At 70.2% G+C, this 25874-nt stretch carries 21 protein-coding genes and 1 pseudogene; 12 read left to right on the forward strand and 10 right to left on the reverse strand.

Annotation, left to right across the window (positions count from 1 at the left end):
* Nucleotides 1-106 precede the first annotated feature (106 nt).
* The 3 genes and pseudogenes from ACFZBU_RS47445 to ACFZBU_RS47455 all read left to right on the forward strand — a co-directional run.
* The gene (locus ACFZBU_RS47445) at nucleotides 107-1105 is read left to right on the forward strand and encodes an ABC transporter permease (protein WP_391590058.1); all 999 of its coding nucleotides are present in this window, start codon (nucleotides 107-109) and stop codon (nucleotides 1103-1105) included.
* Entirely contained in the window at nucleotides 1102-2199 is a 1098-nt protein-coding gene (locus tag ACFZBU_RS47450) for an ABC transporter ATP-binding protein (protein ID WP_391590059.1), read from the forward strand. Before ACFZBU_RS47445 ends, ACFZBU_RS47450 begins: the two co-directional genes overlap by 4 nt.
* Nucleotides 2200-2222: 23 nt before the next feature.
* A pseudogene (locus ACFZBU_RS47455) lies at nucleotides 2223-3353 on the forward strand (ABC transporter ATP-binding protein); the annotation flags it as partial.
* Between the two features lie 145 nt (nucleotides 3354-3498).
* On the opposite strand, the gene ACFZBU_RS47460 reads toward ACFZBU_RS47455, so the two are convergent.
* Nucleotides 3499-4614, reverse strand: a complete 1116-nt coding sequence (locus ACFZBU_RS47460; RefSeq protein ID WP_391590060.1) for a serine hydrolase domain-containing protein — start codon at nucleotides 4612-4614, stop codon at nucleotides 3499-3501.
* Between the two features lie 284 nt (nucleotides 4615-4898).
* Here ACFZBU_RS47460 and ACFZBU_RS47465 point away from each other — a divergent pair, with 284 nt between their 5' ends.
* The gene (locus ACFZBU_RS47465) at nucleotides 4899-6512 is read left to right on the forward strand and encodes a PucR family transcriptional regulator (protein WP_391590061.1); all 1614 of its coding nucleotides are present in this window, start codon (nucleotides 4899-4901) and stop codon (nucleotides 6510-6512) included.
* A 602-nt stretch (nucleotides 6513-7114) separates the two neighbouring features.
* Nucleotides 7115-7552, forward strand: a complete 438-nt coding sequence (locus tag ACFZBU_RS47470; RefSeq protein ID WP_391590062.1) for an SRPBCC domain-containing protein — start codon at nucleotides 7115-7117, stop codon at nucleotides 7550-7552.
* A 1183-nt stretch (nucleotides 7553-8735) separates the two neighbouring features.
* On the opposite strand, the gene ACFZBU_RS47475 is transcribed toward ACFZBU_RS47470, so the two are convergent.
* The 4 genes from ACFZBU_RS47475 to ACFZBU_RS47490 all read right to left on the reverse strand — a co-directional run bounded on the left by ACFZBU_RS47475 (nucleotide 8736) and on the right by ACFZBU_RS47490 (nucleotide 11259).
* On the reverse strand, nucleotides 8736-9671 hold the full coding sequence (locus tag ACFZBU_RS47475; RefSeq protein ID WP_391590063.1) for an anti-sigma factor RsbA family regulatory protein: 936 nt from the start codon (nucleotides 9669-9671) through the stop codon (nucleotides 8736-8738).
* Nucleotides 9668-10009: an STAS domain-containing protein gene (locus ACFZBU_RS47480; RefSeq protein WP_391590064.1), complete on the reverse strand. Its 342-nt coding sequence runs from the start codon at nucleotides 10007-10009 to the stop codon at nucleotides 9668-9670. Before ACFZBU_RS47480 ends, ACFZBU_RS47475 begins: the two co-directional genes overlap by 4 nt.
* A 252-nt stretch (nucleotides 10010-10261) precedes the next feature.
* The gene (locus ACFZBU_RS47485; RefSeq protein WP_391590065.1) at nucleotides 10262-10984 is read right to left on the reverse strand and encodes a DUF2637 domain-containing protein; all 723 of its coding nucleotides are present in this window, start codon (nucleotides 10982-10984) and stop codon (nucleotides 10262-10264) included.
* Between the two features lie 77 nt (nucleotides 10985-11061).
* Nucleotides 11062-11259 carry a hypothetical protein gene (locus ACFZBU_RS47490; protein WP_391590066.1) on the reverse strand — a complete coding sequence of 66 codons (198 nt, stop codon included), beginning with the start codon at nucleotides 11257-11259 and terminating at the stop codon, nucleotides 11062-11064.
* Between the two features lie 1119 nt (nucleotides 11260-12378).
* On the opposite strand from ACFZBU_RS47490, the gene ACFZBU_RS47495 reads away from it, so the two are divergent.
* Both ACFZBU_RS47495 and ACFZBU_RS47500 read left to right on the forward strand, forming a co-directional pair.
* Nucleotides 12379-13125 carry an IPT/TIG domain-containing protein gene (locus tag ACFZBU_RS47495; RefSeq protein WP_391590067.1) on the forward strand — a complete coding sequence of 249 codons (747 nt, stop codon included), beginning with the start codon at nucleotides 12379-12381 and terminating at the stop codon, nucleotides 13123-13125.
* Nucleotides 13126-13308: 183 nt separating this feature from the next.
* The gene (locus ACFZBU_RS47500) at nucleotides 13309-14610 is read left to right on the forward strand and encodes an IPT/TIG domain-containing protein (RefSeq protein WP_391590068.1); all 1302 of its coding nucleotides are present in this window, start codon (nucleotides 13309-13311) and stop codon (nucleotides 14608-14610) included.
* Nucleotides 14611-14704: 94 nt separating this feature from the next.
* Here ACFZBU_RS47500 and ACFZBU_RS47505 read toward each other — a convergent pair whose 3' ends face one another.
* The 3 genes from ACFZBU_RS47505 to ACFZBU_RS47515 form a co-directional block, all read right to left on the reverse strand.
* Nucleotides 14705-16384: an FAD-binding oxidoreductase gene (locus ACFZBU_RS47505; protein ID WP_391590069.1), complete on the reverse strand. Its 1680-nt coding sequence runs from the start codon at nucleotides 16382-16384 to the stop codon at nucleotides 14705-14707.
* Between the two features lie 284 nt (nucleotides 16385-16668).
* Entirely contained in the window at nucleotides 16669-16992 is a 324-nt protein-coding gene (locus ACFZBU_RS47510) for an SH3 domain-containing protein (RefSeq protein ID WP_391590070.1), read from the reverse strand.
* A 128-nt stretch (nucleotides 16993-17120) separates the two neighbouring features.
* On the reverse strand, nucleotides 17121-17372 hold the full coding sequence (locus ACFZBU_RS47515; protein ID WP_391590071.1) for a LysR substrate-binding domain-containing protein: 252 nt from the start codon (nucleotides 17370-17372) through the stop codon (nucleotides 17121-17123).
* A gap of 124 nt (nucleotides 17373-17496) precedes the next feature.
* Between ACFZBU_RS47515 and ACFZBU_RS47520 the strand changes: the two genes are divergently transcribed.
* From ACFZBU_RS47520 to ACFZBU_RS47530, 3 genes are all read left to right on the forward strand, one after another.
* Entirely contained in the window at nucleotides 17497-18237 is a 741-nt protein-coding gene (locus ACFZBU_RS47520) for an ANTAR domain-containing protein (RefSeq protein WP_391590072.1), read from the forward strand.
* A gap of 42 nt (nucleotides 18238-18279) precedes the next feature.
* Nucleotides 18280-19011, forward strand: a complete 732-nt coding sequence (locus tag ACFZBU_RS47525; RefSeq protein WP_391590073.1) for an ANTAR domain-containing protein — start codon at nucleotides 18280-18282, stop codon at nucleotides 19009-19011.
* Nucleotides 19012-19083: 72 nt separating this feature from the next.
* A complete protein-coding gene (locus ACFZBU_RS47530; protein WP_391590074.1) occupies nucleotides 19084-20397 on the forward strand; it encodes a PP2C family protein-serine/threonine phosphatase in 1314 nt (437 codons plus the stop codon).
* An 806-nt stretch (nucleotides 20398-21203) separates the two neighbouring features.
* Here ACFZBU_RS47530 and ACFZBU_RS47535 read toward each other — a convergent pair.
* Nucleotides 21204-21617 carry a hypothetical protein gene (locus ACFZBU_RS47535; RefSeq protein ID WP_391590075.1) on the reverse strand — a complete coding sequence of 138 codons (414 nt, stop codon included), beginning with the start codon at nucleotides 21615-21617 and terminating at the stop codon, nucleotides 21204-21206.
* A gap of 426 nt (nucleotides 21618-22043) precedes the next feature.
* On the opposite strand from ACFZBU_RS47535, the gene ACFZBU_RS47540 reads away from it, so the two are divergent.
* Nucleotides 22044-23351 (forward strand): ricin-type beta-trefoil lectin domain protein, encoded by a 1308-nt coding sequence (locus tag ACFZBU_RS47540; RefSeq protein WP_391590076.1) that lies wholly within the window; start codon nucleotides 22044-22046, stop codon nucleotides 23349-23351.
* Between the two features lie 238 nt (nucleotides 23352-23589).
* On the opposite strand, the gene ACFZBU_RS47545 is transcribed toward ACFZBU_RS47540, so the two are convergent.
* The gene (locus ACFZBU_RS47545) at nucleotides 23590-25266 is read right to left on the reverse strand and encodes a hypothetical protein (RefSeq protein WP_391590077.1); all 1677 of its coding nucleotides are present in this window, start codon (nucleotides 25264-25266) and stop codon (nucleotides 23590-23592) included.
* Nucleotides 25267-25629: 363 nt separating this feature from the next.
* Between ACFZBU_RS47545 and ACFZBU_RS47550 the strand changes: the two genes are divergently transcribed.
* The coding region (locus tag ACFZBU_RS47550) for a hypothetical protein (RefSeq protein ID WP_391590078.1) at nucleotides 25630-25874 on the forward strand (245 nt) is incomplete at its 3' end.

The following is a 25874-nucleotide window of genomic DNA, read 5'->3' on the forward strand; positions in this document are numbered from 1 at the left end:
CCGGCGCACCCGCCGAACGGCACGAAAGGCAGGTGAAGGCCGGCGCGGCGTGATCGCGGGCCGCCGGAAGCCCCGGCGGCGCGTGATCCGCGGCAGGCCGTAGGCTGTGCTCGCTTACCTTATCAGGCGGCTGTTCGCCGCCGCAGTGATGCTGGTGGTCATCATCCTGGTGGTCTTCGGCATCTTCTTCCTCGTCCCCCAGTGGGCGGGTGTCGACATCGCCGCGAGCTTCGTGGGCAAGCAGGCCGACCCCGCCGCCGTCGAGGCCGTGCGGGAAAAGCTCGGCCTGAGCGACCCCATCCACCTCCAGGCATGGGAGTTCTTCAAGGGCATCTTCGCCGGCCGCACCTACTCCACCGGCGGCGACGTCGTCCACTGCTCCGCACCGTGCTTCGGCTACTCGTTCAAGAGCGAACAGGCCGTCTGGCCGGTGCTGACCGACCGCTTCCCGGTGACCCTGGGGCTCGCGCTCGGCGCCGCCGTGTTGTGGCTGGTCTTCGGTGTCGCGGCGGGTGTGCTCTCCGCGCTCAAGCGGGGCAGCCTCTGGGACCGCAGTGCGATGGTCGTCGCCCTCGCGGGTGTGTCCCTTCCCATCTACTTCACCGGCATGCTCTCCCTGGCGACCTTCGCGTTCGGGCTGAAATGGTTCGACGCGCAGTACGTGCCGCTCGGCCGGAGCCCGAGCGGCTGGTTCGGCGGCATGATCCTGCCGTGGATCACCCTCGCCTTCCTCTATGCGGCGATGTACGCGCGCATCACCCGCGCCACGATGATGGAGGTCCTGGGTGAGGACTACATCCGCACCGCGCGCGCCAAGGGCCTGCGGGAGCGGACCGTCATCGGAAAGCACGCCATGCGCTCCACGATGACGCCGATCCTCACGATGCTGGGCATGGACCTCGGCGCCCTCATCGGCGGCGCGATCCTCACCGAGTCGACGTTCAACCTGCCCGGCCTCGGCCAGGCCGTGCTGAACGCCATCAGGAACCAGGACCTGCCGGTCATTCTCGGCGTCGTCCTGATCACCTCCCTCTCGGTGCTGCTGGCCAACCTCGTGGTGGACGTCCTGTACGCCGTGATCGACCCCCGAGTGAGGCTCGCATGACCGAACCCGGCACGAGCGCGACTGCGGTGGGCGGGCCCGCCGCCGCTTCCCCCGCTCCGCGTGCCTTCCTCGAAGTACGCGACCTGAAGGTGCACTTCCCGACCGACGACGGTCTGGTCAAGTCCGTCGACGGGCTCGGCTTCCAACTGGAGAGGGGCAGGACCCTCGGCATCGTCGGCGAGTCGGGCTCCGGCAAGTCGGTGACCTCGCTCGGCATCATGGGCCTGCACACCGCCGGCCGATACGGCAGGCGCAAGGCGCGGATCTCCGGCGAGATCTGGCTGGACGGCACTGAGCTGTTGTCGGCCGGACCCGACCACGTGCGCAGGCTGCGGGGCCGCGAGATGGCGATGATCTTCCAGGATCCGCTGTCCGCGCTGCACCCGTACTACACGATCGGCCAACAGATCGTCGAGGCGTACCGGATCCACCACGACGTCGACAAGAAGGCCGCCCGCAGGCGGGCAGTGGAGATGCTCGACCGGGTGGGCATCCCGCAGCCGGACAAGCGGGTGGACAACTACCCGCACGAGTTCTCCGGCGGCATGCGCCAGCGCGCGATGATCGCGATGTCCCTGGTGAACAATCCCGAACTGCTCATCGCGGACGAGCCCACCACCGCCCTCGACGTCACCGTCCAGGCGCAGATCCTCGACCTCATCCGGGACCTGCAGAAGGAGTTCGGCTCGGCGGTCATCGTCATCACGCACGACCTGGGCGTCGTCGCCGAACTCGCCGACGACATCCTGGTGATGTACGGCGGCCGCTGCGTCGAACGAGGCCCGGCGGAGCAGGTGTTCCACGAACCCCGGCACCCCTACACCTGGGGCCTGCTCGGTTCGATGCCACGCCTGGACCGCGAGCAGCAGGACCGGCTCATTCCGGTCGAGGGCTCCCCGCCCTCGCTGATCGACCTCCCGTCCGGCTGCGCCTTCAACCCGCGTTGCCCGTACGCCGACGTGCCCGAGGGCGACGTCACCCGCACCGTACGCCCCGAGCCGACCGAGGTCGGCAGTGGGCACTGGGCCGCCTGCCACATGACGCGGGAGCAGCGGGAGCGGATCTGGATCGAAGAGATTGCGCCGAAGTTGTGAGTGATGACGCGAAGGACGACGCAGTGAGCATCCCTGCACATGGCGACGGCGGCCGGACCGGTGATTTCGGCTCGTCCGAGACCCGCGGTACGACCACCCTCGCGGCGGACGCCGCGCCCGGCGAGGTTCTGCTGAGGGTGACCGGGCTACAGAAGCACTTCCCGATTCGAAAGGGCCTCTTCCAGCGCCGGGTCGGCGCGGTGCGCGCCGTCGACGGCATCGACTTCGAGGTGCGCTCGGGCGAGACCCTGGGTGTCGTGGGCGAATCGGGCTGCGGCAAGTCGACGATGGGCCGGTTGATCGCCCGACTGCTCGAACCGACCGCGGGGACCATCGAGTTCGAGGGCAAGGACATCACGCACCTCGGCGTGGGCGGCATGCGCCCGATCCGCCGCGACGTGCAGATGATCTTCCAGGACCCGTACTCGTCGCTGAACCCGCGCCACACCACCGGCACCATCGTCGGCGCCCCCTTCAAGCTCCAGGGGGTCGAACCCGAGGGCGGCATCAAGAAGGAGGTGCAGCGACTGCTGTCGGTGGTCGGCCTCAACCCCGAGCACTACAACCGCTATCCGAACGAGTTCTCCGGCGGCCAGCGGCAGCGCATCGGCATCGCCCGCGCGCTCGCCCTCAGGCCCAAGCTGGTGGTGGCGGACGAGCCGGTGTCCGCGCTGGACGTGTCGATCCAGGCCCAGGTCGTCAACCTCATGGACGACCTGCAGCGGGAACTGGGCCTGACCTACCTGATCATCGCGCACGACCTGTCCGTCGTCCGGCACGTCTCGGACCGGATCGCGGTGATGTACCTCGGCAGGATCGTCGAACTCGCCGACCGGGACCTGCTCTACAAGGCGCCGATGCACCCGTACACCAGGGCGCTCATGTCGGCCGTCCCGATCCCGGACCCGCGGCGCAGGAACACCGGGCGCGAGCGCCTCCTGCTCGACGGCGACGTGCCCTCGCCGATCGCCCCGCCCAGCGGCTGCCGCTTTCACACCCGGTGCTGGAAGGCGACGCGGATCTGTACGACGACCGAGCCGGCTTTGCGGGAACTGAGGCCCGGTCAGCGGGTGGCCTGTCATCACCCGGAGAACTTCGCCGACCAGGCCCCGCAGGACCCCGTCCTGCCGTCGGTCGCGAAGCGGAGCGCGGAGCCGGGCGCACCCGGGTAGCCGCCGTGACGCACGTACGGCCGGCCGGTACCGATGACACGGGTACCGGCCGGCCGCCGGTCCGGGCGTACTCGCGACGCTCCGGTACCGCCTTGCCGGGCCGAGAGGGGAGTTCGGCCGGTTGCCGTCAGCGCAGGTCGCGCATGAGTTTGCTCATGATGGAGTCCACCTTGTCCGAGTCGAACGATTCCGAGCCGATCAGCAGGGTGACCGCTCGTCGGCCGTCGTCGGTGACGGCGTTCCTGAACTTGTGGCCGCTGGACATACTGCCGCTGTGCCCCCAGAGGACAAGCCCCGGGAAGGGCTCGTGCCGCTCGACTCCCAGGCCGTAGCGCTCATTCGCGACGTCTTCCGAAACGGTCTTCTTCATTTCTGCGAGTTGCGCCGGAGCCAGCAGTTTTCCGGTCAACAGGGCGGTCCAGAAGGCGGTGGTGTCCGCGCCGTCGGAGATCAGCGCGCCCGACGCGTCGGCCTCGGAGGTGTTCCATTCCGTCCTGTCCACCAGCGTGCCCTGCCGATCCGCGTAGCCGCGCAGGTCCGGCTTGGGGATCGTGGTGCGGTCGCCGGCCCAGCGGGTCTCGCACAGTCCGAGGCGGTTGATGATCCGCTCCTCGATCTCGGTGCCGATGCTGCGTCCCGTGACCTTCGTGACGATCAGGCCGGCCAGGTTGTAGTTGGTGTTGGAGTAGGCGAAGCCGGACGCCGTCCGGTCCGGCTTGGGCAGGGTGAGCGCCTGCCGGACAGTCTGCAAGGGCTCGATGTGATCCCAGCGGTGCGCGTCCTCGTCCTCCCAGAACGGGGCGTCCAGGTAATCGGGCAGGCCGCTGGTGTGCTGCAGCAGCTGCCGGATGGTGATGCTGCGCCCGTCGTACAGCCTGGTGCGGACGAGACCGGGCAGGTGGTCGTCCACGGTGTCGTCGAGATCGATCCTGCCCTCGCCGACGAGCTGGAGCACGACCGTGGCCGTCCAGGTCTTGGTGTCGCTGCCGATGCGGCTGTGCTCGTTGCCGACGGCCCTACGGCCCGTTCCGAGATCGGCGAGACCGACACCGCTGTTTCGGACACCGCAGTTCGGGCTCTTGACCGTCACGCTGATGCCCGAGACGCCGATGCCTTGCAGTGACTTCAGGGCTGTTCGGATGGGCGCGGTGTCACACTGCGCTGTCGTGGTCGCCTCCGCGGGCAACGTGATCAGAGAGGCTGCGCATGCCAAGGCCAGGACAGCGCTCGTTCGGTATCGCATGGTGTCCCCTTCTCTTTTTCCGCAGTACTGATGCGTGTGGCGTCATCGACACGGGCTCGATGTCCCGACTCGGCTCGATCCCGAGCACCCGCACGAGGGACGGCGAGGGTGGCCGTGTTTGCTTGCGCTCCACGGGGCCGTGGAAGGTACGGTCACTGGGCATGCCCGCCGCACGCTTGCTGGATTGAGCATGCGGCCAGCGTGGCGTCTGGACTGGCCGGATACATGCGGTACCCGTCCAGAGATTCCCCGAATGCTTTGTGTGTCTGGCTAAAGAGGTGAGGATGCTCGATACCGGGGTTCCCGATCTCGGACAAGTCCTGGAAGTGTTGGGCACGTCGCTGCTGCGGCCGCTGACCGTACCGCCGGAAAACCCGGTTCCGGTCTCGGGCGTACTCATCTTCGAGCGGCGGGCCCCACTTCCGCTTCCCCCCATCCGAGACGCGATCCTGCTCGCCGTGGGAGTGGGGATGGTCGAGGCGCAGGCGATGGAACTGGTCGATTCGGCGGCCGAGGCCGGGTATGCCTGTGTGGTGGTGAAGAGTTTCGGCGAGCCGGTCACTCGGCTGGTGGAAGCCGCCCAGCGGTCCGGCATCGTGCTGCTCGCCGCCGACGAGGCCGTGGCCTGGCACCACTTGGATGCCATGATCTCCTCGGCCCTCACCCCGACGGAGCGTTTCGGGCAGGCCGCGGGTGCCCCGGCCGTCGGCGATCTGTTCGCGCTGGCCAACGCGATCGCGGGGATGGTGGGAGGGGCCACCGTGATCGAGGATCCGCAGCGGCACATCCTCGCCTACTCGACGCTGCCCGGCCAGGCCGTCGACGAGGGCCGCCGCCAGGGCATCCTCGGCCTCCAGGTGCCGGACGGTCCGGAATACGACGAGCAATACCGTGTGCTCACCCGGGCGGGACGCACGTGCCGGTTCCCTGCCGTTCCCGGGGGTTTTCCGCGTCTGGGGATCGCGGTCCGGGTGGGAAGCGAGGTGTTGGGTTCGATCTGGGTCGTCAACGCCGGGGAACACCTGGACTCCGTCGCCGAACAGGCCCTGGCCGATGTGGCGAACAACGTCGCGCTGCACCTGCTCGCGGCCCGCACCACGGAGTCCGCCGTCCGGCGCAGGTACGCCGACCTGTTGCGTCGGCTGCTCGCCGATCCGAGCAGTGTCTCCGTGGTGGCCCCACAACTCGGCCTGGACCCGAACTCGCCCGTCGCGGTGGCCGCATTCGCCGTCGCCTCGGTCGATGCCGAGGATGTTCTCACCGCCCAAGCGGCGACCCGGCTCGCCGACTTGGTGAGCCTGCACTGCGAGGCGCGCTACGGCAGGCACGGCTGCGCCTTGATCGACGGAACGGTCTATGCGCTGCTGCCGAGCGGGCCTTCGCCGAACGCGCACCGTGAACTCGTCGCCTATATCGCGCGGCGGGCCCACAGCGCGCTCCGCGTGCCCGTCCGGGCCGGACTCGGTTCGCTCGTCTTGGGACTGCGCTCGATCGAGAGCTCACGCGCCGACGCGGATCTCGTCCTGCGTGCGCTCTCCGAGCGGCCGGGTGCTCCGGAGCCGTGCCAGGTGGCCGCGATCGACGAGGTGTGGGCCGGCGCGACGCTGTCCGCGCTCGCCCGGATGCTGGCCACGCACGAGGGGCTCCCCCGCGGACTCGGGCCGGCGGTGCGTGCCCACGATCTCGAGCACGGCACCACCTATGCGTCCACCATCCTCGCGTACCTGGACGCCAACGGCGATGTCGCCGCCGCCTCCCATCGGCTGTCCGTGCACCCGAACACGATCCGGTACCGGCTTTCCCGTGCCACGGAAATCTTCGGCTTCGATCTCGCCGACCCGGACGAGCGCCTGGTGTTGTGGCTGCGGTTGCGGCTCGGCGACCAACTCGGCTGGTAGGCCCGATCGGCGCGCCGGCCCACCTGCCGCGCGATCATGCGATGCCGGAGACCGGCGATGGAGGCGAACTCGGCCCGCCCGCCTCCATCCGCCGCCACCGCGCAGCGCCCGCAGCGGTGCGGTGGAGCCGGGTCGACCAACGACCCGAGCAACGAGGCATGAGGGGGCAGCCGTTCCAGGACGTGTCGCCGCCACGCACGCAACAACGGGACGGAGCCCCGGCGTAGGACCCGCAGGCTCATCACCGCCTCGCCGATCCGGAAGCGCGCGGTGGTGAGCGAAGGCCGGCCCCGCCAGGTCCCGCGCCGTGAAGTGGATGCGCAACATGCGTCCCCCCTTGTCCGTTTGCCCGGCACCGTGGCCCCGTGGCCGGTGACATTCGGCCCCACCCGAAAGCGGTTGTCGCCGTCGGCCTCGACCGAAGAGGCTTTACCCAGGCGCAACGCACGAAGCATCGACTCCCGCGCCCATGGCGGCGCCGGCGCTCGGGCTCCGCGCGGGCGACGAACCCGGCACTGCGTCCCGCAGGAAACGGTCGGTGACAACCAGCCGGACGAACGAACCCGCCGGGCCCAAGTCCAGGACTGTGAAAGGAAATCCCCGTGACCGGGAACCACGAGGCGGCGGCCGGCGACGGCTTCCGCTACACGATCACCCGCACGCTCGACGCCCCCGTTGCGGACGTCTGGCAGGCATGGACGACCGCCGAGCGATACGCGCAGTGGGCGGGCGCGAAGGACGTCACCCTCGACGCCCGAACCGACGGCTCGTGGAGCGGCACCGTGGTGCTCCCGGACGGTCGACGGTTCCCCATCACCGGCTCGTACCGCGAGGTCGTCGAGAACCGGCGCCTGGTCGTCGCGATGGACGTACCCGGCGGCGCGGAGCCCGCCGTCATGACCGTCGAACTGACCGACCGCGGCGCCTGCACCGACATCGTCGTCTCGCAGACCTGCGACAGCGCCGAGGAACGCGACCGGACCGAGGCCGGCAGCAACATGCTCCTCGACGGCCTCACCGCCCACCTCGCGAATCGCTGATCCGGGGCGGCGGCGCCGGCCGGTCACCACCCGACCGGACCGGCAGCCGCCCACCGCCCCGGCCGTGGGCGGCTCCACGACCCACACTCCGTACGATCACCCGACCTGCGAGGCAGGAGACAACGACCATGGACACGGAACTCGATCCACGATCGGCACGTACTCCCGCGGAGTTCGTCGCGACCATGCGCCGGTTGCGCCACCGGACGGGGCTGAGCTACCGACAACTGGAGAGCATTGCCGAGGCCAACAGGGACGTGCTGCCCCGTGCGACCGCGGCCGCCGCACTCGGCCGCGACCGCCTCCCCCGGGACGAACTCGTGGCCGCCTTCGCCCGTGCCTGCGGCGGTGACGAAGCCACCGTCGCGATCTGGGTCTCGGCCCGTCGACATCTGGCCGGCACCGTCGAAACCACCTCACCTCGCACCGGCGTCGAACCGGCAACAACCGTGCCACCAACGGTTCTTCCACGAGCCGACACCCACAACCGCCCGACCGCCAACCTCCCGATCACCAACCTCCCGGGAGCCGATCCCGCAGTGGCCGATCCACCGCCGGCCGTCGACGTCGAAAGCGTGCTCCGTGGTTCACCGGCAACGCCGCGCCCGGCCCGGGGCATCCCCTCTCCACGCCGCGGTGACCTCCCCCTGGGATCGATAGCGGTGCTGTGCAGCGCGGTCCTGGGCGCGGTGATTCTCTGGCGCGGCAACGGCGAAGGCGGCCCGAATCCCCGCACCCGGCGCCGACGGTTGGGGCAAATCGGCACCGGTGTCGTGGGGTTCGGTCGTGGACGCCTCCTCAGGCGACCGTCGGACGCACCACGGGCTTGGCCGGCGCGGTAGACGAACGCGATTTCCATGCGCTGCATGACGACGTCATCCTGCCGTCGAAGCCGCCATGATGCGTGTGTCCGCCAACCGTTTTCGCGCGGTCCCGGTTTCAGCCGACCCGGGGGACCGTGACTTCCGCGACCTGGCCGGACTCACCCCCACACAACTGTGCATTCTCGCGGACGGTGCCGCCTCCCGAGGCCAACCCCCCCCCCCGCGGAAGGACGCCTGGCCAACGTCTTCGACCCCTGAAACCGCCGCCCGGCGGTCCGGTTCGCCGCAGGCCGAGGCGGGCCGGATGTCCGGTTCCTCGCCGGCCGCCGCGGGCCGGGTGCCGCGGCGGCGTGCTCCTGCTATCCGGACGTCGCGGAGTGCACGTTCACGCGCATCCGTGTGGTTGTTCCGGTCTCGGTCGAGCGGATCTGGAGCAGGTCACAGATCTGGTTGGCGATCCACAGTCCGCGTCCGCCGTCCTGGTCGGCGGTGGGGCGGTGTCGGCCGGCGAGTGGGTCGACGACACGGCCGGTGTCCCGGATCTCGCAGATCAGGTGGGTGTCCTGGCGCCACAGGGTGATCGTGCCGCTGCCGCCGCCGTGCACGACACTGTTGCCGGCGATCTCGCTGATCGCCAACAGGGCGTGGTTGACCTGGGGACGGGGCACGTCCGACAACACCGTGCGGACCAGGGTCCGGACGCCGGCGAGTTCACCGGAGGCGAACGCGAGCCGCTGTGCGTGCGCGGGTGCGGGGGGCAGGGCGGGGCCCAGCAGGGTGGCCGCGTAGTCGTCGGGGCGCGGATGTGGGTGGTCGATGCGGGCCGCGCCGTCCAGGACCTGCGGGTGGGAGTGGCGAACCGCCTCGATGGTGTCGGGTCCGAGGGTGGTGGTGTCGTACGGGCACAGGAGTTGCCACGGCACGCCTTCGAAGGCGAGGTTGAGGAGGGTCTCGTGGTGGCGGCACTCGACCAGTTCGGCTTCGTCGCGGCCGGCCCAGATCGGCTCGCCGATTCCGCGGAAGCTCCGGGTGCCCTGCTCCCGGGTCCATTGTTGCCATGTCGGGATGATCCGGGCGGGGTTGCGGCCGACGCGTTCCATGTCGATCCAGGTGACCTCGTTCGCGTCGGCGGCCAGTTCCTCCCGCAGGGCACCCGCCCGGGGTTGGATCACCGCGACCGCGACCGCCTCGTCCGCGGCCAACCCCTCGCGCACGAACCGCGCCGTGCGCGCGACGAAGTCGCCCAAACCCGCGTAGAGCAGGGCGTCATGACGGAACTCCGAGACCGCGTTCATCCGGTCGTCACCCTCTCCAATGCCAGGCCGGGCACCTGCCCCCACCCCGCCAGCTCGACCAGATCGCACAACTCTTCCGAGGCTTGGCGCAGGACCAGCCGCCGCCCCTCCCCCAAGGTGCGGGCGGTCTGCACGAGGGTTCGGACGCCGGCGACGTCGATGAACCCCAACGACGACACGTCGACCAGGACATCCCCCGGCTCGGCGCCCCGCTGCGCTTCCAGCGCGGATCGCACGTGCGCGCAGTTGTCCAGGTCGACCTCTCCCAGGAGCCGGACGCCGGGCTGCGGCGAGTTCCGCTCGACACGAAGCACGCCGTCGTCGTAGTCAGCACTCACGTCTGTGTCCCTCGTTCGCCGGACGCTTGTGCAGAAGATACTCGATACCGAACCCGCGTCGCCGCCCCGGACGAAGCGCGGGGCGATGCGTCCGGGGCGTGCCGGGCGTCGGCCGGCCGATCGGCAGCGCACGAACGCCCGGGGCGGCGCGAACCGTTCACCGGCTCGGCTCCCCGTGCCGGCCCGGGGCGGGGCTTCCCCATCGGCGAGCCCGCGCCGCCGCCCCGCCCGCCTGCTCGTCACGAATGGGGTTCAGGGCGAAGCGTCACGGCCTCGGCCGGGGGTGGATCGTCGGGGTGGTCGGGTGAGGGTGATCTGGCGTACGAGCTGGTGCAGGCAGACCGTGGTCGCGACCGCGGGCAGGACGGCGACGACGACGCCCTGAACGGTCATCGGGGCGTGGGTGAGGGAGAGCGCCATGGACAGGCCGGCGAAGGCGGTGACCACGATCCACGAGTGCAGCGCCCGACGGCGGTGCAGGCTGGAGCGCAGGATCGACAACGAGGCCACCACCCACGGCCCCTGGACCAGGACGGGCCACCACCGGGCCGGGCCGGCGGTGAGGCCGGCGGCATGGCGCAGCGGCGCGAGGGTGATCAACGCGCCGAGCACGCTGATCGTGGCGACCACCACGACGCTGACCACCACCATGAAGTGGCTGAGCCGATCCACTCGCCGCACGCCGGTGGCCGGCCGGGCGATGGTCGGGGGCCGCCGGCGATGACTGCCGGATCCCCGTTTCGGCGCGGGTAGTTCGACGGTGGCGACCACGTCGTCGACCGGTTTCCCGAGGAACCGGGCGAGGTCGGTCTCGAATCCCGGATCTCCTACCACCGCGAACGACGAGGAGAGTCCGTCGAATGTCGCGGCGGCGTTCGGTGTCGGCCACTGCCCCACCTCGGGGGAGGATGCGGCGCCCGCAGGGAATTGCATAACGGACGGGGAGTAGGGGTCGTATCCATAACCTTCGTACATGGGCCTGATTCATTCAAGGGCTCGGGCGTTGCCGGGTGCCGAATACAGATTCCCGCTGCGGCGGACGGTTCCGGAACTCACGAACGTCGATCGTCCAGGACGTCGTCGAGGCGGCGCGCGTACTCCGCGGCGATCAACACCATCGTCAGGGCGAACTGCTCCATGTCGGCGGAACAATGACGAAGCAGGACGCGATACCCCGCGCGGTCGATGTACGCGTGCGGAGATCGTTTGAGGAACGTCGCCGCGCGAGGGGTGAGTACCCAATCCCCCATGGGGAACGTGCGTTGGGCAAGCGCGGGTGAAGCCGCAGCGGAGTCGGATGCTCTGGGAGTCACGCCGGGGGTAACGACTCGCTCTCGTCGTGGGCTCTGCTCCGAACCGGTGAACGGCAACCGCGATTCGTGTCCTTTTCGAGCCCGCGTTGTACATTTCCGAACACCGTATCGCCGGAGCGTTTGCCGCCGAGAACGCAAGTTCCTTGCCGGCGCCGGGAAGCGTGACCGTTCACCCGAGGCTTTCTTTACCTTCGCAATGGGCAACACACGAGTCGGCAAAAATTCGGGTCGCCCACCGAACGGCGGGACTGCCTTCCGCCCGTTGTGCGTAGGCGGGCCCAGTGTCGGGGTGGCAACGACCGTGCGAGCGCCCGGGATTCCTCGGCCCCGAGGCGGGCAGCACCGGTGCAGTGCGGCGTGGTGGTCGCGTCGGGTGGGACAAGCGACCGGCTCCGGTCCCGGGGCACCGCGAAATGGCTCGACGTCGCCGGACGGCGCCGGGAGTTGACGGGGTCGTCGATCGGGTGGTCCGCTGCGTGCGCCGCGAACCCCCGGGTGTCCCAGGGGTGTCGGCGACGACGAGGGGCGGCCGCCCCGGCAGGGGGCGCTCGGGTGGCGCGGGCGGGTGGCGCGGGTCGTATCGCCGTGTGGCTACGCACCCTCCTGCGCTCCGCCATCGGAGTGGCTTGAATTCGCCGCTCTTGTAACCGGATTCACGCGTATGGGTTACTGAGGACATCCAACGGTAGGTGCCCATCCTTTCGGGGGACGCGACAACCGACGCGTCCGTGAGCGCCCCTTGACCGGGAAGCAACCGGCATCCGCGTCGGATGTGGCGATGGGCTCCCCCGCAGGGGCCTTGGATGGGTCGGCCGGTGCCGAACCCGGCACCGGTCGATCCGGTGGCTCGATCCACTCCAGGCTCCTCTTCGGATGTCGTTCTCGTCCAGCCCTTGCCCGGGGCTTCACCCAGGACCGCCGGACGTCGGCGCCGTGGTCACGATCCGCTCGTGACCGGACGGCGGTCCGCAAGGCAATCACCGGGACCGGCGCGATCGCCGGGAGCGGCGGATATCCCGTTCCACGAATCCGCAGGACGACCACAAGGGGACAGTCATGCCCATCTCACCCAATCAGGGCTCGACCGGGGGCGGAACCCTCGTCACCATCACCGGCACGAACCTCTCCGGCACCACCGCGGTGAAGTTCGGAACCAAGCCGGCCACCAGCGTCACCAACGTCTCGCCCACCCAGGTCACCGCCGTGTCGCCGTCCGGTACCGGTACGGTCGGCGTGACCGTGACCACCCCCGGCGGCACGAGCAACCCGATTGCGTTCTTCTACGTCGGGGCACCGTTCAAGTCCTCGCTGAGCGACACTTCCGGAGCAACCGCCGGCGGCGAGACCATCTCGATCAACGGCACCGGCCTGTCGACCGCCACCAGCGTGGCCTTCGGCGCCAATTCCGCGGTCCCCACCGTCGTCTCCGACAGCCTGATCAACGTCGTGGTCCCGGCGGGAGCGGCGGCCGGTCCGGTCGGTGTCACCGTCACCACGGCGGGCGGTACCAACAACGGCCTGTCGTACACCTACGTCGACGGCCCCGCCGTCACCACCATCGCCCCCAACGAGGGTCCGACCTCCGGCGGCACGGCGGTGACCATCACCGGAACCAGCCTCGGCAGCACCGAACAGGTCACCTTCGACGGCTCCCCGGCACCGTTCTCGGTCATCTCGGCCACCTCGGTCTCCGCAGTGACGCCCCCCGGCGCCGTCGGACCCGCCGACGTCGTCGTGACCAACCCCGCCGGCTCGGCCACGGTCGTCGGCGGCTTCACCTACGTCGCCGGCCCCGGCATCTGACCCGATCCCCGGCGGCCGCCCACCGCCGGGCACACCGGGACATCGGCCCGGACGACGCGACGTCCGCGTCCGAGGACGAAACCCGACGACGAACACCGGACACCGAACACCCGCACCGAGCCACGGCACGCGGCACACTCTCCGGGCCGTGGCTCCTCCCTGCCGGACAAAGGACCAAAGGCCGTGAATCATCCCGAGTACCAACCCATCACCGGCTCGGAAGCCCTCCTTGCCGCTCCCGTCGTCTCGGTGCTCTCCCCCGCCCAGGGGCCGGCCTCCGGCGGCAACACCGCCACGCTCGGCGGCAGCGGGTTCACCGGGGCCACCGCGGTCAAGTTCGGCACCACACCGGCGACTTCCTTCACGGTGGTCTCCGCCACCCAGATCACCGCGGTCGTCCCGGCCGGGCTCCCCGGACCGGTCGCCGTCACCGTCACCACCCCAGGCGGCACCAGCAACGGCATCACGTACACCTACGTCCCGTTCGTCTCGGTGCTCTCCCCGGCCCAGGGGCCGACCCCGGGCGGCAACACCGTCACCCTCGGCGGCAACGGGTTCACCGGCGCCACCGCGGTCAAGTTCGGCACCACACCGGCGACTTCCTTCACCGTGGTCTCCGATGTGCAGATCACCGCGGTCGTCCCCGCCGGACCCGCCGGACCGGTCGCCGTCACCGTCACCACCGCCGGTGGCACCAGCAACGGCGTCACCTACACCTACATCGGCCAACCCGTCGTCTCGGTGCTCTCCCCGGCACAGGGACCGACGTCGGGCGGCAACACGGTCACGCTCACCGGGACCGGATTCACCGGCGCGACCGCCGTGAAGTTCGGCACCACTGCGGCGACTTCCTTCACCGTGCTCTCCGCCACCCAGATCACCGCGGTCGCCCCCGCCGGACCCGCCGGACCGGTCGCCGTCACCGTCACCACCGCCAGTGGCACCAGCGCCTCGAACATCTTCTACTTCTATGTCGCCGCGCCGGTCCTCACCGGGGTCGACCCGACCCGGGGGCCGACTTCGGGCGGCAACGCCGTCACGCTCACCGGCACCGGATTCACCGGGACCACCGCGGTGAAGTTCGGCACCACGGCGGCGACTTCCTTCACCGTGCTCTCCGCCTCCCAACTCACCGCCGTCGTCCCCCCGGGGGCGGGCACCGTTCCGATCACGGTCACCACCGCGGGCGGCACCAGCAACGGCCTTCTGTACGCGTACGTTCCCGCACCCACCCTCACCGCCCTCGTCCCGGCCCAGGGACCGACGGACGCCGGGTCCGACATCACCCTCACCGGCACCGCCCTGACCACCACGACCGCCGTCACCTTCGGCGGCACACCCGCTGCCTTCACCGTGGTGTCCGACACCACCGTCACCACAACCGCGCCCGCGGGACCGGCGGGACCCGTCTCCGTCAACGTCACCACATCCGGCGGCACCAGCAACTCCCTCACCTACACCCGAGCGCCGTCCCCCATGATCTAGTGCCGCACCCCGCACCGGCATCTACCGTGCTCCACGGCATTGCCCCGACACCCTCGGCGGTGGGTGGGGCGAACGACCGGGCACGGGCCGCGAGTCAGTCCGTCGGTGGCACGATCGACTGTCGGTGGTGGAAGTGGTTCTCCGGGTCCCAGGTCTTCTTGGTCAGTTGCAGGCGGGCGTAGTTGTCCTTGTAGTAGAGCCTGGGGTATTGCGGCGCCGGGTCGGTCGCGATCCCCAGGTCGACGTCGGGATAGTTGACGTAGGCGCCGTCCGTGGTGAGGTCGTGCGTGGCGTCGCTGATCTCGGGGACCCCGCCGGTCTCCGCGTAGACCGCCTCGTAGAGGCCGCGCAGGAAGTCCAGGTGCGCCGAATCCTGGGCGGGATCGGTCCAGTACGTCTGATATTGCAGCTTGAGGACGGAATCCCGCTGTGGGACCGCCGTCTCGTGCGGCCGGACCGCGTTGATGCGGCATCCGTACGAGTCGATCTGGACCAGGGTCTGGGTGAGATCGACGTTGGGGACGTCGCGCGTCAGCCAGGTCCACATGGCCGCGATCTGCGTCGTGGTGAACGCCTTGCGGTGGTAGGCCGACTTGTACTTGCCGCGCTGGTTGGGGCCCGATCCGTTCAGCGTCTGGGTCGCCTGCAACCAGGGCATCCTGCGGTGCTTGTCCGGGTAGGGCAGGAAGTGATCCCCCACGGTGTACATCTGGGTCGTCGACTCGGTCCGCAGGCCCGCCTCGACCGCGGCGAGGAAGTCTTCGACGGGTCCGATGTCCTCCCCGGCCCACTGGCTCGAGAGCACGACGTTGCCGTTGCTCTTGTGGGTGAGTTTCAGCAGACTGAACAGGTTCTGGTAGAGCGGCTCCTCGGCGCCGCTGTGGGTTTCGAAGAACCTGCTGTAGTTCTCCACGAGTTTGGTGAAGTCGTCCGGGTTCTTCGTCAACTCGGCCCACGGCCACGCGATGCTGCTGAGCCAGACGTTCGGCGGCGGCGTCGGGATGGACTCGGCGAAGTAGTAGCGCAGGACGACACCGAAGTTCCCGCCGCCACCACCGGTGTGCGCCCAGAAGAGGTCGGACGTGGGGGAGCCGGGCGGATCCGAGCGGTGTGCCCGGGTCACCACGGCGCGGCCGTCCGCGACGGTGACGACGTCGACCTGGACGAGGTGGTCCACGGTCAGACCGTCGCGGCGCGAGAGCACCCCGTATCCCCCACCGCAGACGTGGCCGCCCGCGCCGACCGAGTAGCACGAGCCACCCGGAATGGTCACACCGTACCGACGAAACAGGGTCGTGTAGATGTCCCAGATCGTGGCGCCGGACTCCACGCCGTAGGCGGCCTTGCCGTACTTGTCCTCGGTCTTCCGGACGCCCTTCATCGCGCTCATGTCGAGGATCGCGCCGCCCGTGTTCTCCACGAAGTCCTCGTAGCAGTGGCCCCCACTGCGTACGGTCGGCCGCAATCCCTGTCGCAGCGCCTCGTCCACGCCCGCGACCACGTCGTCGTCGCAGGTGATCACCTGGATGTAGCGCGGGCTACTGGTCCAGCGTTGGTTGAAGCCCTGACTCAGGGTCTCGTACCGGGGGTCGTCGGGGAGCACACGCGAGGCGCCCGACGCGGCCGCAGCCCCACCGGCGGGACGGGGGTTCGCGGACGGGCCCGGGGTCTCCGCCGCCCGAGCGTCCCCGAGCCCCAGACCGGCGATGGAGGCCCCTGCGGCCACGGCTCCGACGGAACCCAGCAGATTTCGTCGCGATACCTCGTGCGGCATGTCTCAACTCTCTTTCGCCGAATGGCCGGGAGAGCACCCACACTCCACCGCACCCGGCCGAAGCCCGGCGTGACACGCGCTGCGAGCAGCCAGATCCCCCCTTCCGGGCCGGCGCATCCTGCGGCCGCCGGGGGGGCAGGCGCGCCTCTCGCGACGCGCGCCTGCCGCACCCGCCGCGCCCTGGGCGACGGCGCCGACGCCGCCCGGGCGCGTACTCGTCTACCCGAGTGCGACCTGCGGCCGACCGGCGCGGGCCTCAATACCACACGAGGTGAGGGCAGTTCCTAAACGTACGCCCACCACACCCAGCCCTTGACCCCACTGGCGTTGTGCTTCACGTAGTACCACCAGTTGGCCTCGCCGGCGTCCTTCTGGCAGTACACGGTGACGTCGGCACCCTTCTGCAGCAACCGAAGCACCGTGGAGTTGGTGCTCGGCTTGGATCGCAGCCGGACGTTGCTGCCGGAGATCTCCGCGACGTGGTCCCTGAAGTCCTGGTCGCACGAGGGGTGCGACGCGGCCGACGCGCCGGGGGCCACGACGACCGCGCCACCGGTGAGGAGCAACGCGGACGCGGTCGCCATGCCGAGTCGACGTCGAAGCGTCATGGACTTCCCCCGGGACTCTCGGTTTGCCGTACTGGATTTCATCGAATGCCCGTTCCTGCCCGCAGACCTGCGGACGACCTGGGTCGGCGGCGCATCGGCCGCCGCGTGATCACAGTCGGTGGCTCACGCTAGTTCCGCATCTCACGGCGGGCTATCCGTATCGCGCACCCCGAGTGCACAGGGGAAAGCGACGGGCCGGTCAGCGGTTGCGACGCGAGGCACATGTCCACCTCGCGGTCTCCCGGACGCCGCACCATGGCATCGGCATCGGCCTGGACCAGTCGGACATCCACGCCCGGGTACTCGGCGTGGAAACGAGCGAGCAACTCGGTGACCGTGGGCAGTGTCTCGGCCGCCACCGCGGCCTCATGGGCGGGCACGACGCGAACTCGACGCAACGGCGCCGGTGGACTACGGAGGGCATCCGGACGATACTGACCGATGAATCCATGCCCGGCCGGTTCTCGTCGGGTCGCCCACCGGCCGTGGGGAATCGAGGCTGTGGTGTCCGTCCGACCGCGTGAGGAACTGTTGGCGGCGGCCTTCGTGGATCTCGCGAACACGCTGGTACGCGATTTCGACGTCATCAACTTCCTGCACACCCTCGCGGAGCACTGCGTCGAACTGCTCGACGTCGCGGCGGCCGGCGTCATGCTGGCCACCCCCGAGGGCCGGGTCGTCGAGGCCGCGGCCTCGGACGAGCGCACCCGCGCCCTGGAGTTGGCGAGCATCGAGTGGGACGAGGGGCCGTGCCGCGACTGCTGCCACACCGGCGCCCCGGTCTCCGACGTCGCACTGGACACCGAGACGGCACGCCAACGGTGGCCGCGCTTCACCCCCCACGCGCAGGCCATGGGCTTCACCTCGGTGGTCGCGGCCCCACTGCGCCTGCACGAGACCACCATCGGCGCCCTCAACCTCTTCCGGAACCGCTCCGGCCCGCTCGACCAGGCCCAACTGCGCCTGGGGCAGGCGCTGGCGGACACCGCCACCATCGGCGTGCTGCAACACCGCGCCGTGCACGAGCAGATGACCGTGGCCACCCAGCTCCAGGCCGCGCTGGACAGTCGGGTCGTCGTGGAGCAGGCCAACGGGTTCCTCGCGCACCATCGCGACATCGGTGTGGATCAGGCATTCCGGCTCCTGCGCGCGCACGCCCGCGCCCGCAGTCTGCGCCTGACCGACGTCGCCCGGGGGATCCTGGACGGCACCGTGGATCCGGCCCTGATCGGCCCCGGTGCCTGACACTCCGGGTGGTGTGACCGCCTCCAGGCGAGGGCGTCCGCGATGACCACGGTGCCGCAGCGCGCGATGGCCCGGTATCTGCTCGCCCAACAGGCCCGAGCCGGCCCCGGCCTGGGCCCGCTCCCGCTGCCCGAGTGTGCCGAGTCCCTGGGCCTGGACGGACTGGCCTTCCTCCTGGCACCCGGCGGCCCGCCCCCCGAACTCCTCCAGTCCTGCGGTGACTTGACCGCCCCGTTGGAGGACCTGCAACTCACCCAGGGCCAAGGGCCCAGCACCGACGCCGCCCGCGGCACGCTCTTCCTCGCCGCCGACCTCTCGTCGATCCCGCCGACCCGCTGGCCCGGACTGCTCCCTGCCATCACGGACCTGGGCGTGCACGCGATCTTCGCGTTCCCCCTTCGGGTCGGCGTCATCGTCCTGGGCGTACTCACCGGCCACCGCACCACACCGAGCCCGATGACCCCGGGCCAACTCACGGACGCGTTCGTCCTGGCCGGATCCCTGAGCTCACTCCTCATCGGCACCGCCGCACACCCCGACACCCCCACCGCATTGCTCGCCGAAGGGCAGGGACTGCACTTCGCCGAGGTCCACCAGGCCACCGGCATGGTCAGCGCCCAACTGGGCGTATCCCCCGCCCAGGCCCTGGTCCGCCTGCGCGCCCACGCCTTCGGCCACGACACGCCCCTGCTGGAGACCGCCCGCGCCGTCCTCGGCCGCCGCCTGCGTTTCCACACCGAGGACGACGACGACACGAGGACAGGCCGCCCCTGACCGGCGTCCGGCCCACGAGGACTGTGACCGGAAGCCTCCGGCCCGACTCGGATTTCACCGGAAGAGGACGACATGACGCCCATCGAAACGACCCGGGACCCGACCACCTCGCACACCGCCGCCGTCTCCGACGCGGTGTCCGATCCGCAGCGGATCGCCGCGGTCACCGCCAGCGGCCTGCTCGACAGCCTCCCGGACGAATTCTTCGACGACCTCGCCCGCCTGGCCCTGACCATCACCGGCGCCCGCGCGGCGTTCCTCACGGTCGCCGACACCGAGCGCGCCTTCTGGAAGAGCGCCATCGGCATCGATCCGGACGCCGCAGCCCGCGAGAACCCCCTCTCGGACAGCCCCTGCCACTTGTTGATCACCACTCGCGCACCCCTGATCGCCGAGGACGCCCACTTCGCACCCCGCGTCCACGGATTCGAAGTCCTGTCCGCCGCCCGCATCGGAGCCTGGGCGGGCTACCCGGTCTTCTCCACCGAAGGACACGTCCTCGGCGGCTTCTACGTCATCGACGCCCACCCGCGTCCCTTCACCACGGCCCAACTACAGGCACTGCAGACCGTGGCCCGCGCGGCCTCCTCCGAGATCGCGCTGCGTCAGGCCCTGGCTCTGGCCCGGGACGCCGGCAGCGCCTCCGCCGCGCTGGCCCGCACCCTCCAGGACAACCTCCTGCCACCGCGCCTGCCCACCGTCGCAGGCCTGGACGCCGCCGCGATATATCTGGCCGCCGACGTCACCGGCACCGACATCGTCGGCGACTTCTACGACCTCTTCCACACCCGCGGGAAGAACTGGTGCGCGGTCATGGGCGACGTCTGCGGCAAAGGCATCGAAGCCGCCAAGATCACCGCACTGGCCCACTACACGATCCGCACCGAGGCCACCCAACACCCCGCACCCGCCAAGATCCTGCACCGCCTGCACGAAGCCCTCGTCGAACAACGCACCGACGACCGCTTCCTCAGCGCCGCCCTCGCCCTCCTGCGCCCGGGCCCCGACGGCATCACCGGCCGCCTCTCCAGCGCGGGCCACCCGCCCCCGTTGATCCGCCGCGCCGACGGAGGCGTCGAGGAAGTGCACTGCCCCGGCACCCTCGTCGGCGGCTTCATCGACGACGTCCGGCTGACCGAGACCCGCTTCCGCCTCGACCCCGGCGACGCCCTGCTCCTGTACACCGACGGCATCACCGAAGCCCGCGCCGGACGCGGACACCCGATGTTCGGCGAAGAACGTCTCGCCGAAACCCTCGCCGAGACCCGCGGTTCGGACGCCGCGAGTACCGTGGAGCACCTCTCCCGCGCGGTCGCCGCCCACGCCCGCGGTCACGCCTGCGACGACACCGCCCTGATGCTCCTGCGAGCGCCACCCATATCCTGAACCGCCGCACCGCGCTGCCGCGTCCAAGGCGCGCGGCAGCGAACGCGAACGGGGCCCCGGTCGGAAGATGTTGACCGAGGCCCCGCACGATGTCGGGCACAGCCCGCACAGCTCACCCCGAGTGACTGTGTGGACCCGACGAAGGGCATCTACCCGGCCGGGGCACCGACCACTCGACGACGCGCAGGTCGTCACCCGAAAGAGTCGCGGGCGTATGAGAGTTCCACTCGCGCCGCACCCACCCGATCGCGCCGGTCGCGGCCCCACGGAGCGAGCCCCGGCCTTGGCCCCGGAGACGGGTCACAGGCCGAGACCCGAGGGTCCGAGGTTCGAAAGGCGACGACCTGTGATCGGAAATGTCCGCCCTGTTACCCGAGTGCGACATGTCCGTGATCGTTCGTAGGCCGTACCCCGCGTCCGCGCGGGCAGCCACACCGGCATGAAGCACAACGATCCGCTTCCGAAGTCCACCGCCGACGCCGACGCGTTGGCGGCCCTGGTCGCCCAGGCACGGCAGTGGAGCGACCCGCGGCCTCTTCCGGATCGGGGATGGACGTTCCCGGAAGCCGTCGCGGACGCAATCACCGACCGGCTGCGACGCCCCTCGCCCCGCCTTCGGGCGATCCGGGCAGGATGGCGCCGAACCCGCGACGGAGAAGGCCGGTTGAACCGCCCGTAAGCGACCTCCACGCACGACCCGACACGACGTCCCCCGAGCCGAGTGGGTGCGTCGAACCCACGGCCGACCGGCGTGCCCCTCCCCGTGGCGGAGGGAAGCGGCGCCCTACTCGTCCCCGCGCCGCGAATCATCGGGCGGGCGGCGGCGGATCGACCAGGCCGCCGACGCCGGAGCGCCCGGCCGGGACGCCGACGATCCGAACACCGACGTGCTCCCGCACGGATTCGCCGAAAACGCCGGCGACTGCGTCGGTGATCGCCCGGATCAACTGCCCTGCGGCGTCCTCGATTCCCGGCAGGTGCAGCGCGCCCTCGCGCACGTGCAGCGAGACGGCCGGGGCGTGCACACCACCGGGGGCGCCACCCGGCACCCCGCCGACACCCCAGCGATGCCTCGGGATGCCGAGGATCTCCACGACGGCCATCGAACGCACCCCCTCGCCGTACACCCGCACCAACGCCTCGGTGAGCGACCGGACCAACCGGCCCTCGACCTCCCCGTCCAACTCCTCCTCGTGAACACCTACCTGGAAATGCGGCATCGGATTCTCCCCTCGCCGGCTTCTTCGCCTACGCCGAGCACAACTTTGCTTTGCAAGCAAAGCATCTTTGCTCACAAAGGTAAACCGCATCTGCCGCATCGATCAACCGGGAGCGAGTACGGCGGCCGGACCCGGGGCCGGCTCGACCTCGGAACGACCGCCGGGTGCGTAACCGGGCCGAGCGCACGCAAGGCGGCAACGAGCAGGTCGCCCGGTCCCGCCCGCCGCGCGCCCTCCCCATCCGGGTCGCACCGCAGCAGGCCGCGGAGTCGGATCCGGCTCCGATATCCCGTTCGCGCGACCGTTCCGGCCGGATGACGCGAGGCCCCACGGGCCCGAGTTCGTGCCGAGGACCTCCCTGTACCGTGGCTTTTCGGCCGGCGCCGCAAGGCGTGTGCACGGCCTTGAACGAAGGGTTACGGGGATTTGAAAGTCACGGGGAAACGCCGAATATCGTTGGTCGCCGCGATCGCGGCGACCGCCGCGATCGTGGGCGGATTGCAGCTCTCGGGCTCGGCGTTCGGCGACCAGAGCGATCAGGACGCCAAGCCGACCGCCGAGGCTCCGGCGCCGACCCAGCAGGCGCTGGAAGGGCTCGAGCCACCCGACTCCGGTTGGTCGGATGTGGACGGCACCGCGTTCGTCAACGGCCGAATGACGATTCCCGCAGTCGGCCCCGCCCGGCAACGGGCGAGCATGTCCGCCGCCGCGGCGGCGCCGTCCGGGCCCGGGTGGAAGTCGGCCGGCGCGACGAAGCTCCTGTCGACCGGCTACACGATCAAGTTCTACGACCAGAAGTCCGTCGACTGGCTGGGGCCGTACGTCAAGCGCTCCGCAGCCGAGATCCAGCGGGACACCGCGCTGCCGATCAAGGTGGACACCAAGCCGGTCGGCCACGACTACGTCCGCCCCAAGGGCGAGATCGTGATCGGCGCGTTCCTGAACCCGTGCGTGACCACCACCGACGGCAGTCCGTGGAAGATCGTCATGGACGGATCCGGTACGCCGGGCTGGAGTTGCGGGTTCCACTCGCGCAGCACTCCGGACACGGTGACCAGCGGGCACGCGTACATCAACACGTCCTTCTTCACCACCGACGGCAAGCCCATCGCGCGCTTCGGCGAGGTCGGCATGCGGAATCACATCAGCCACGAACTGGGCCACACCCTGGGCCTGGCACACGCCGACGACGCGCCGAAGACGTGCGTCAAGGGCACGGACTCGGGCGAGACCCCGGTCATGTGCTCGGTCGTGAACGCCTACCCGGACTCCCGCGCGGGTCAGTACGTGCAGCAGTTCGACGTGCAGGGCCTGCGCTCGCTGGCCGCCGCGGCCGGCGCTCCGGTGTCCCCGCAGGGCAAGGTCACCGGCATCGCCGGCAAGTGCCTGGACGTCAAGGGTGGGAAGCCGGCCAACGGCACCCAGATCCAGATCTACACCTGCAACACCGGCCCGGGCCAGTCCTGGATCCTGCATCCGGACGGCACGCTGCGCTCGATGGGCAAGTGCCTGGACGACGCCCGCAATGCGAGCACCGAGGGCAACAAGATCTCGTTGTGGGACTGCAACGCCTCGGCCGCCCAGAAGTGGAAGCTCGACGCCAAGGGTCGGATCGTTCACGTCGCGAGCGGCAAGGTCCTCGACGTCAAGGGCGGAAGCACCGCCAACAGCACCGTGGTGCAACTCCACTCCGCCAACGCGGGCAAGGGCCAACTCTGGAACGTCCCCAAGTAGGACGAAAGCGCGACCGAGGCAGGACCGAGGAAGCGGGACGGAAACAGGACCGAAGCAGGACGGCGGACACTTTGGTCGATCGGTGACGCGAGCCCCGGCAAGCGCACCCTTCGGCAAAGCGGCCCGGGTCGGCTCCACCGACCCGGGCCGCCACGTGTTCGCCCTTCGGCCCCACCCCGCGACTTGCCGCGCTCGGGCAGCTTGTGCCCTTCCCCGGCCGCCGCCCGCCCACCGGCGATCAAAGCCGGCCGGGCGGTGGTCCGTCGGTGGCGGCCTCTTCCGTGGCCAGCAGGCCGAGCGCTGTTCTCAGCATGGCCGTGCTCCAGTTGAGCGGCGTATGGGGCGAGGGGACGATCAGTTCGTTGCCCTGGTCGTCACGGTACGTGACATGGCATTCCGGGACGCGGTAGGGCGGCACTTTCCTGACGTGGTAGCCGTCGTCCTCGCGGAGCACCGCGTGCCACTGGTCCTCGCCGGTGACGGCGGCCAGCAGGGCATTCAGCTGCCGTACCGCGAATTCGCGGTATTCCCGGGCCTGTTCGGGGTCGCTCCGCCGCGTGTGCAGACTTCGGCGGGCGCCCCATGCGGCCAGCTGTCCGAGTGGGTGCGTCCAGGCGGCTTCGCGCCCCTGCGGTGTCAGGCGGCCGCGCAACTCCTGCTTGCGGTCCAGGTCCACGTCACCGCCGCGGACCTCCGCGTCCGCCCGTACCTCGTCCTTGATGGCGCGGACGATCGCCTGCACCTCGTGCGTATGGAAGTTGACGCGCTGGTAGGAGTCCCCCGCATAGCGGATGAAGCCACCGGTGACCGGATCCACGAGGGAGAGCAACGCGTCGAGGACCACGGTCTCCACCTCGCGCGCGGTCATCGGCCGGGCCGGCTCGCCGATGGGGACGCGGGCTTCGGCGAGCAGTTCCGGCAGGCCGTACATCAGCAGGTACACCAAGGACGCGTCCGCCCGGCGGTGTCGGATCGAGTCGAGCTCGTAGTCGGGTGACTCGAACGGGATCCTGCGGCCGATTTCGCGGAGACCGGCGTCCACCATCGTGCCGACTCTCGTGCCGAAGTCCTCGCCGTCCGCCAGGAAAGCCAGTTTCCCGTTCTCGGTCAGCACCCTGATCCTGTCGAGCAGGGCTGTTTCGACGGCCATCACCGAGGTGCGCCGCGCGGCGATCTCCTCCCACGATCCGGAGCTTTCGTACCGGGGGAATCCGACCGCCCGCAGGAACGGCACCACGAAGCGAAGGAACTCCCGGTGCGACGGCAACAGTTCGTCGGTTCCGAGGAACCCCCGAGCCACGGCGTCCAGGACGAGGAACGCCAGCATCTGGAACGAATCCTGCTTGTTCCGCCAGGAGTTCGGCTTCTCGGCCTCGAGATCGTCGAACCACAGGGATATGTGCGGCCACTCCTCCTGCCCGGTGTCCCCCCGCTCCACGACGGCGGCGAACCGGGCGAGTTGCGCCGGTGTCGAGATCAGGTGCAGCGCGCTGTGGATCAGTTCGCGCCCGATGTCCCCTTCCGTCGCGTATCGGACCGGGTCGCTCAGGAAGAGCTCCATCATGGCGCTCGCTGACTGCACGTGATCGCGCAGGTAGAACATCGTCGACATCTCGCCGTGCCGCACGGTGGGATCGGCGCCGATATCCGTCGCCGCGACGATGGACACCCGGCGCGCCGCACCGTCGACCCGGACGCTCCCCGCCTCGATCACCGGCAGATCGAGCGCGCCCCGCTCCTTCAGCAGCGCCTCCACGGCGCGCAGGTGCGTCGGCGAGTCCCCCGCCTCCACCAAGCGTGCCGGAGCCCGATCGGCGAACCGGATCCCGGCGCCTTCGGTCGCCCGGTACGCGCGACTTTTCGCCATCAGCTCGCGCAGCAGGACCCGGTCGTACTGCCGGTGGGATGCGGACACACTTGCTCCGTCGTACGTGGCCGGCGCCGGTACGGCACGGCCTGTGGATCCTGGGAAAACAACGTCACACAACGTCACACCGGGCATCGCGTCGACGTCGACAATCCTCGGCGCGATCCGTCCGGCGATGATCCTCCCACGGCACGGAATCGGTCCGCCGGGGAGGCGGGCACGTCCGTGGCGATGGGCAGGCGATCGGATCCGGGCCCGCCGCGCGAACGCGCGGGAGCGCGGGAGCGCGGAAGCGCGGGAGCGCGGGAGCGCGGAAGCGCGGGAGCGCGGGTTGGCACCCTGAAGCCGGTGCTCCAGGCATGGAAGGCGCGCCTTGCCGCCGGCCGGTTCGTACATCAGTACGATGCTCCAGTGACGAGCGACGCGGCGACCGGTCAGCCGATCCGCAAGCAACTGCCGGAGCGGGATGCGGAGTTCCCCGGCAGCCCCGGTGCCGCACGTGCCGAGGCCGCAGGTCGGGGGTGGAACTGGTCACCGGCTCGATTACGGCATCGGGGCCGTCCGCAGACCTCGCTGCGCGAGCGGTTGGTGCCCTCGTACACCGACAACAGCCCGTACACCGGCGGCGGCTGGCTGCCCTGCATCCTGGTGACGCT

Origin of the sequence: Embleya sp. NPDC008237, assembly GCF_042956465.1 — a bacterium.
Taxonomy (GTDB): Bacteria; Actinomycetota; Actinomycetes; order Streptomycetales; family Streptomycetaceae; genus Embleya.

What these genes read in the sequence shown, in the direction of transcription:
- ACFZBU_RS47450 (WP_391590059.1), top strand. Translation starts at nt 1,102, where the DNA reads ATGACCGAACCCGGCACGAGCGCGACTGCGGTGGGCGGGCCCGCCGCC.
- ACFZBU_RS47460 (WP_391590060.1), bottom strand. Translation starts at nt 4,614, where the DNA reads ATGCGATACCGAACGAGCGCTGTCCTGGCCTTGGCATGCGCAGCCTCT.
- ACFZBU_RS47465 (WP_391590061.1), top strand. Translation starts at nt 4,899, where the DNA reads ATGCTCGATACCGGGGTTCCCGATCTCGGACAAGTCCTGGAAGTGTTG.
- ACFZBU_RS47475 (WP_391590063.1), bottom strand. Translation starts at nt 9,671, where the DNA reads ATGAACGCGGTCTCGGAGTTCCGTCATGACGCCCTGCTCTACGCGGGT.
- ACFZBU_RS47485 (WP_391590065.1), bottom strand. Translation starts at nt 10,984, where the DNA reads ATGTACGAAGGTTATGGATACGACCCCTACTCCCCGTCCGTTATGCAA.
- ACFZBU_RS47490 (WP_391590066.1), bottom strand. Translation starts at nt 11,259, where the DNA reads ATGGGGGATTGGGTACTCACCCCTCGCGCGGCGACGTTCCTCAAACGA.
- ACFZBU_RS47495 (WP_391590067.1), top strand. Translation starts at nt 12,379, where the DNA reads ATGCCCATCTCACCCAATCAGGGCTCGACCGGGGGCGGAACCCTCGTC.
- ACFZBU_RS47505 (WP_391590069.1), bottom strand. Translation starts at nt 16,384, where the DNA reads ATGCCGCACGAGGTATCGCGACGAAATCTGCTGGGTTCCGTCGGAGCC.
- ACFZBU_RS47510 (WP_391590070.1), bottom strand. Translation starts at nt 16,992, where the DNA reads ATGACGCTTCGACGTCGACTCGGCATGGCGACCGCGTCCGCGTTGCTC.
- ACFZBU_RS47525 (WP_391590073.1), top strand. Translation starts at nt 18,280, where the DNA reads ATGACCACGGTGCCGCAGCGCGCGATGGCCCGGTATCTGCTCGCCCAA.
- ACFZBU_RS47530 (WP_391590074.1), top strand. Translation starts at nt 19,084, where the DNA reads ATGACGCCCATCGAAACGACCCGGGACCCGACCACCTCGCACACCGCC.
- ACFZBU_RS47535 (WP_391590075.1), bottom strand. Translation starts at nt 21,617, where the DNA reads ATGCCGCATTTCCAGGTAGGTGTTCACGAGGAGGAGTTGGACGGGGAG.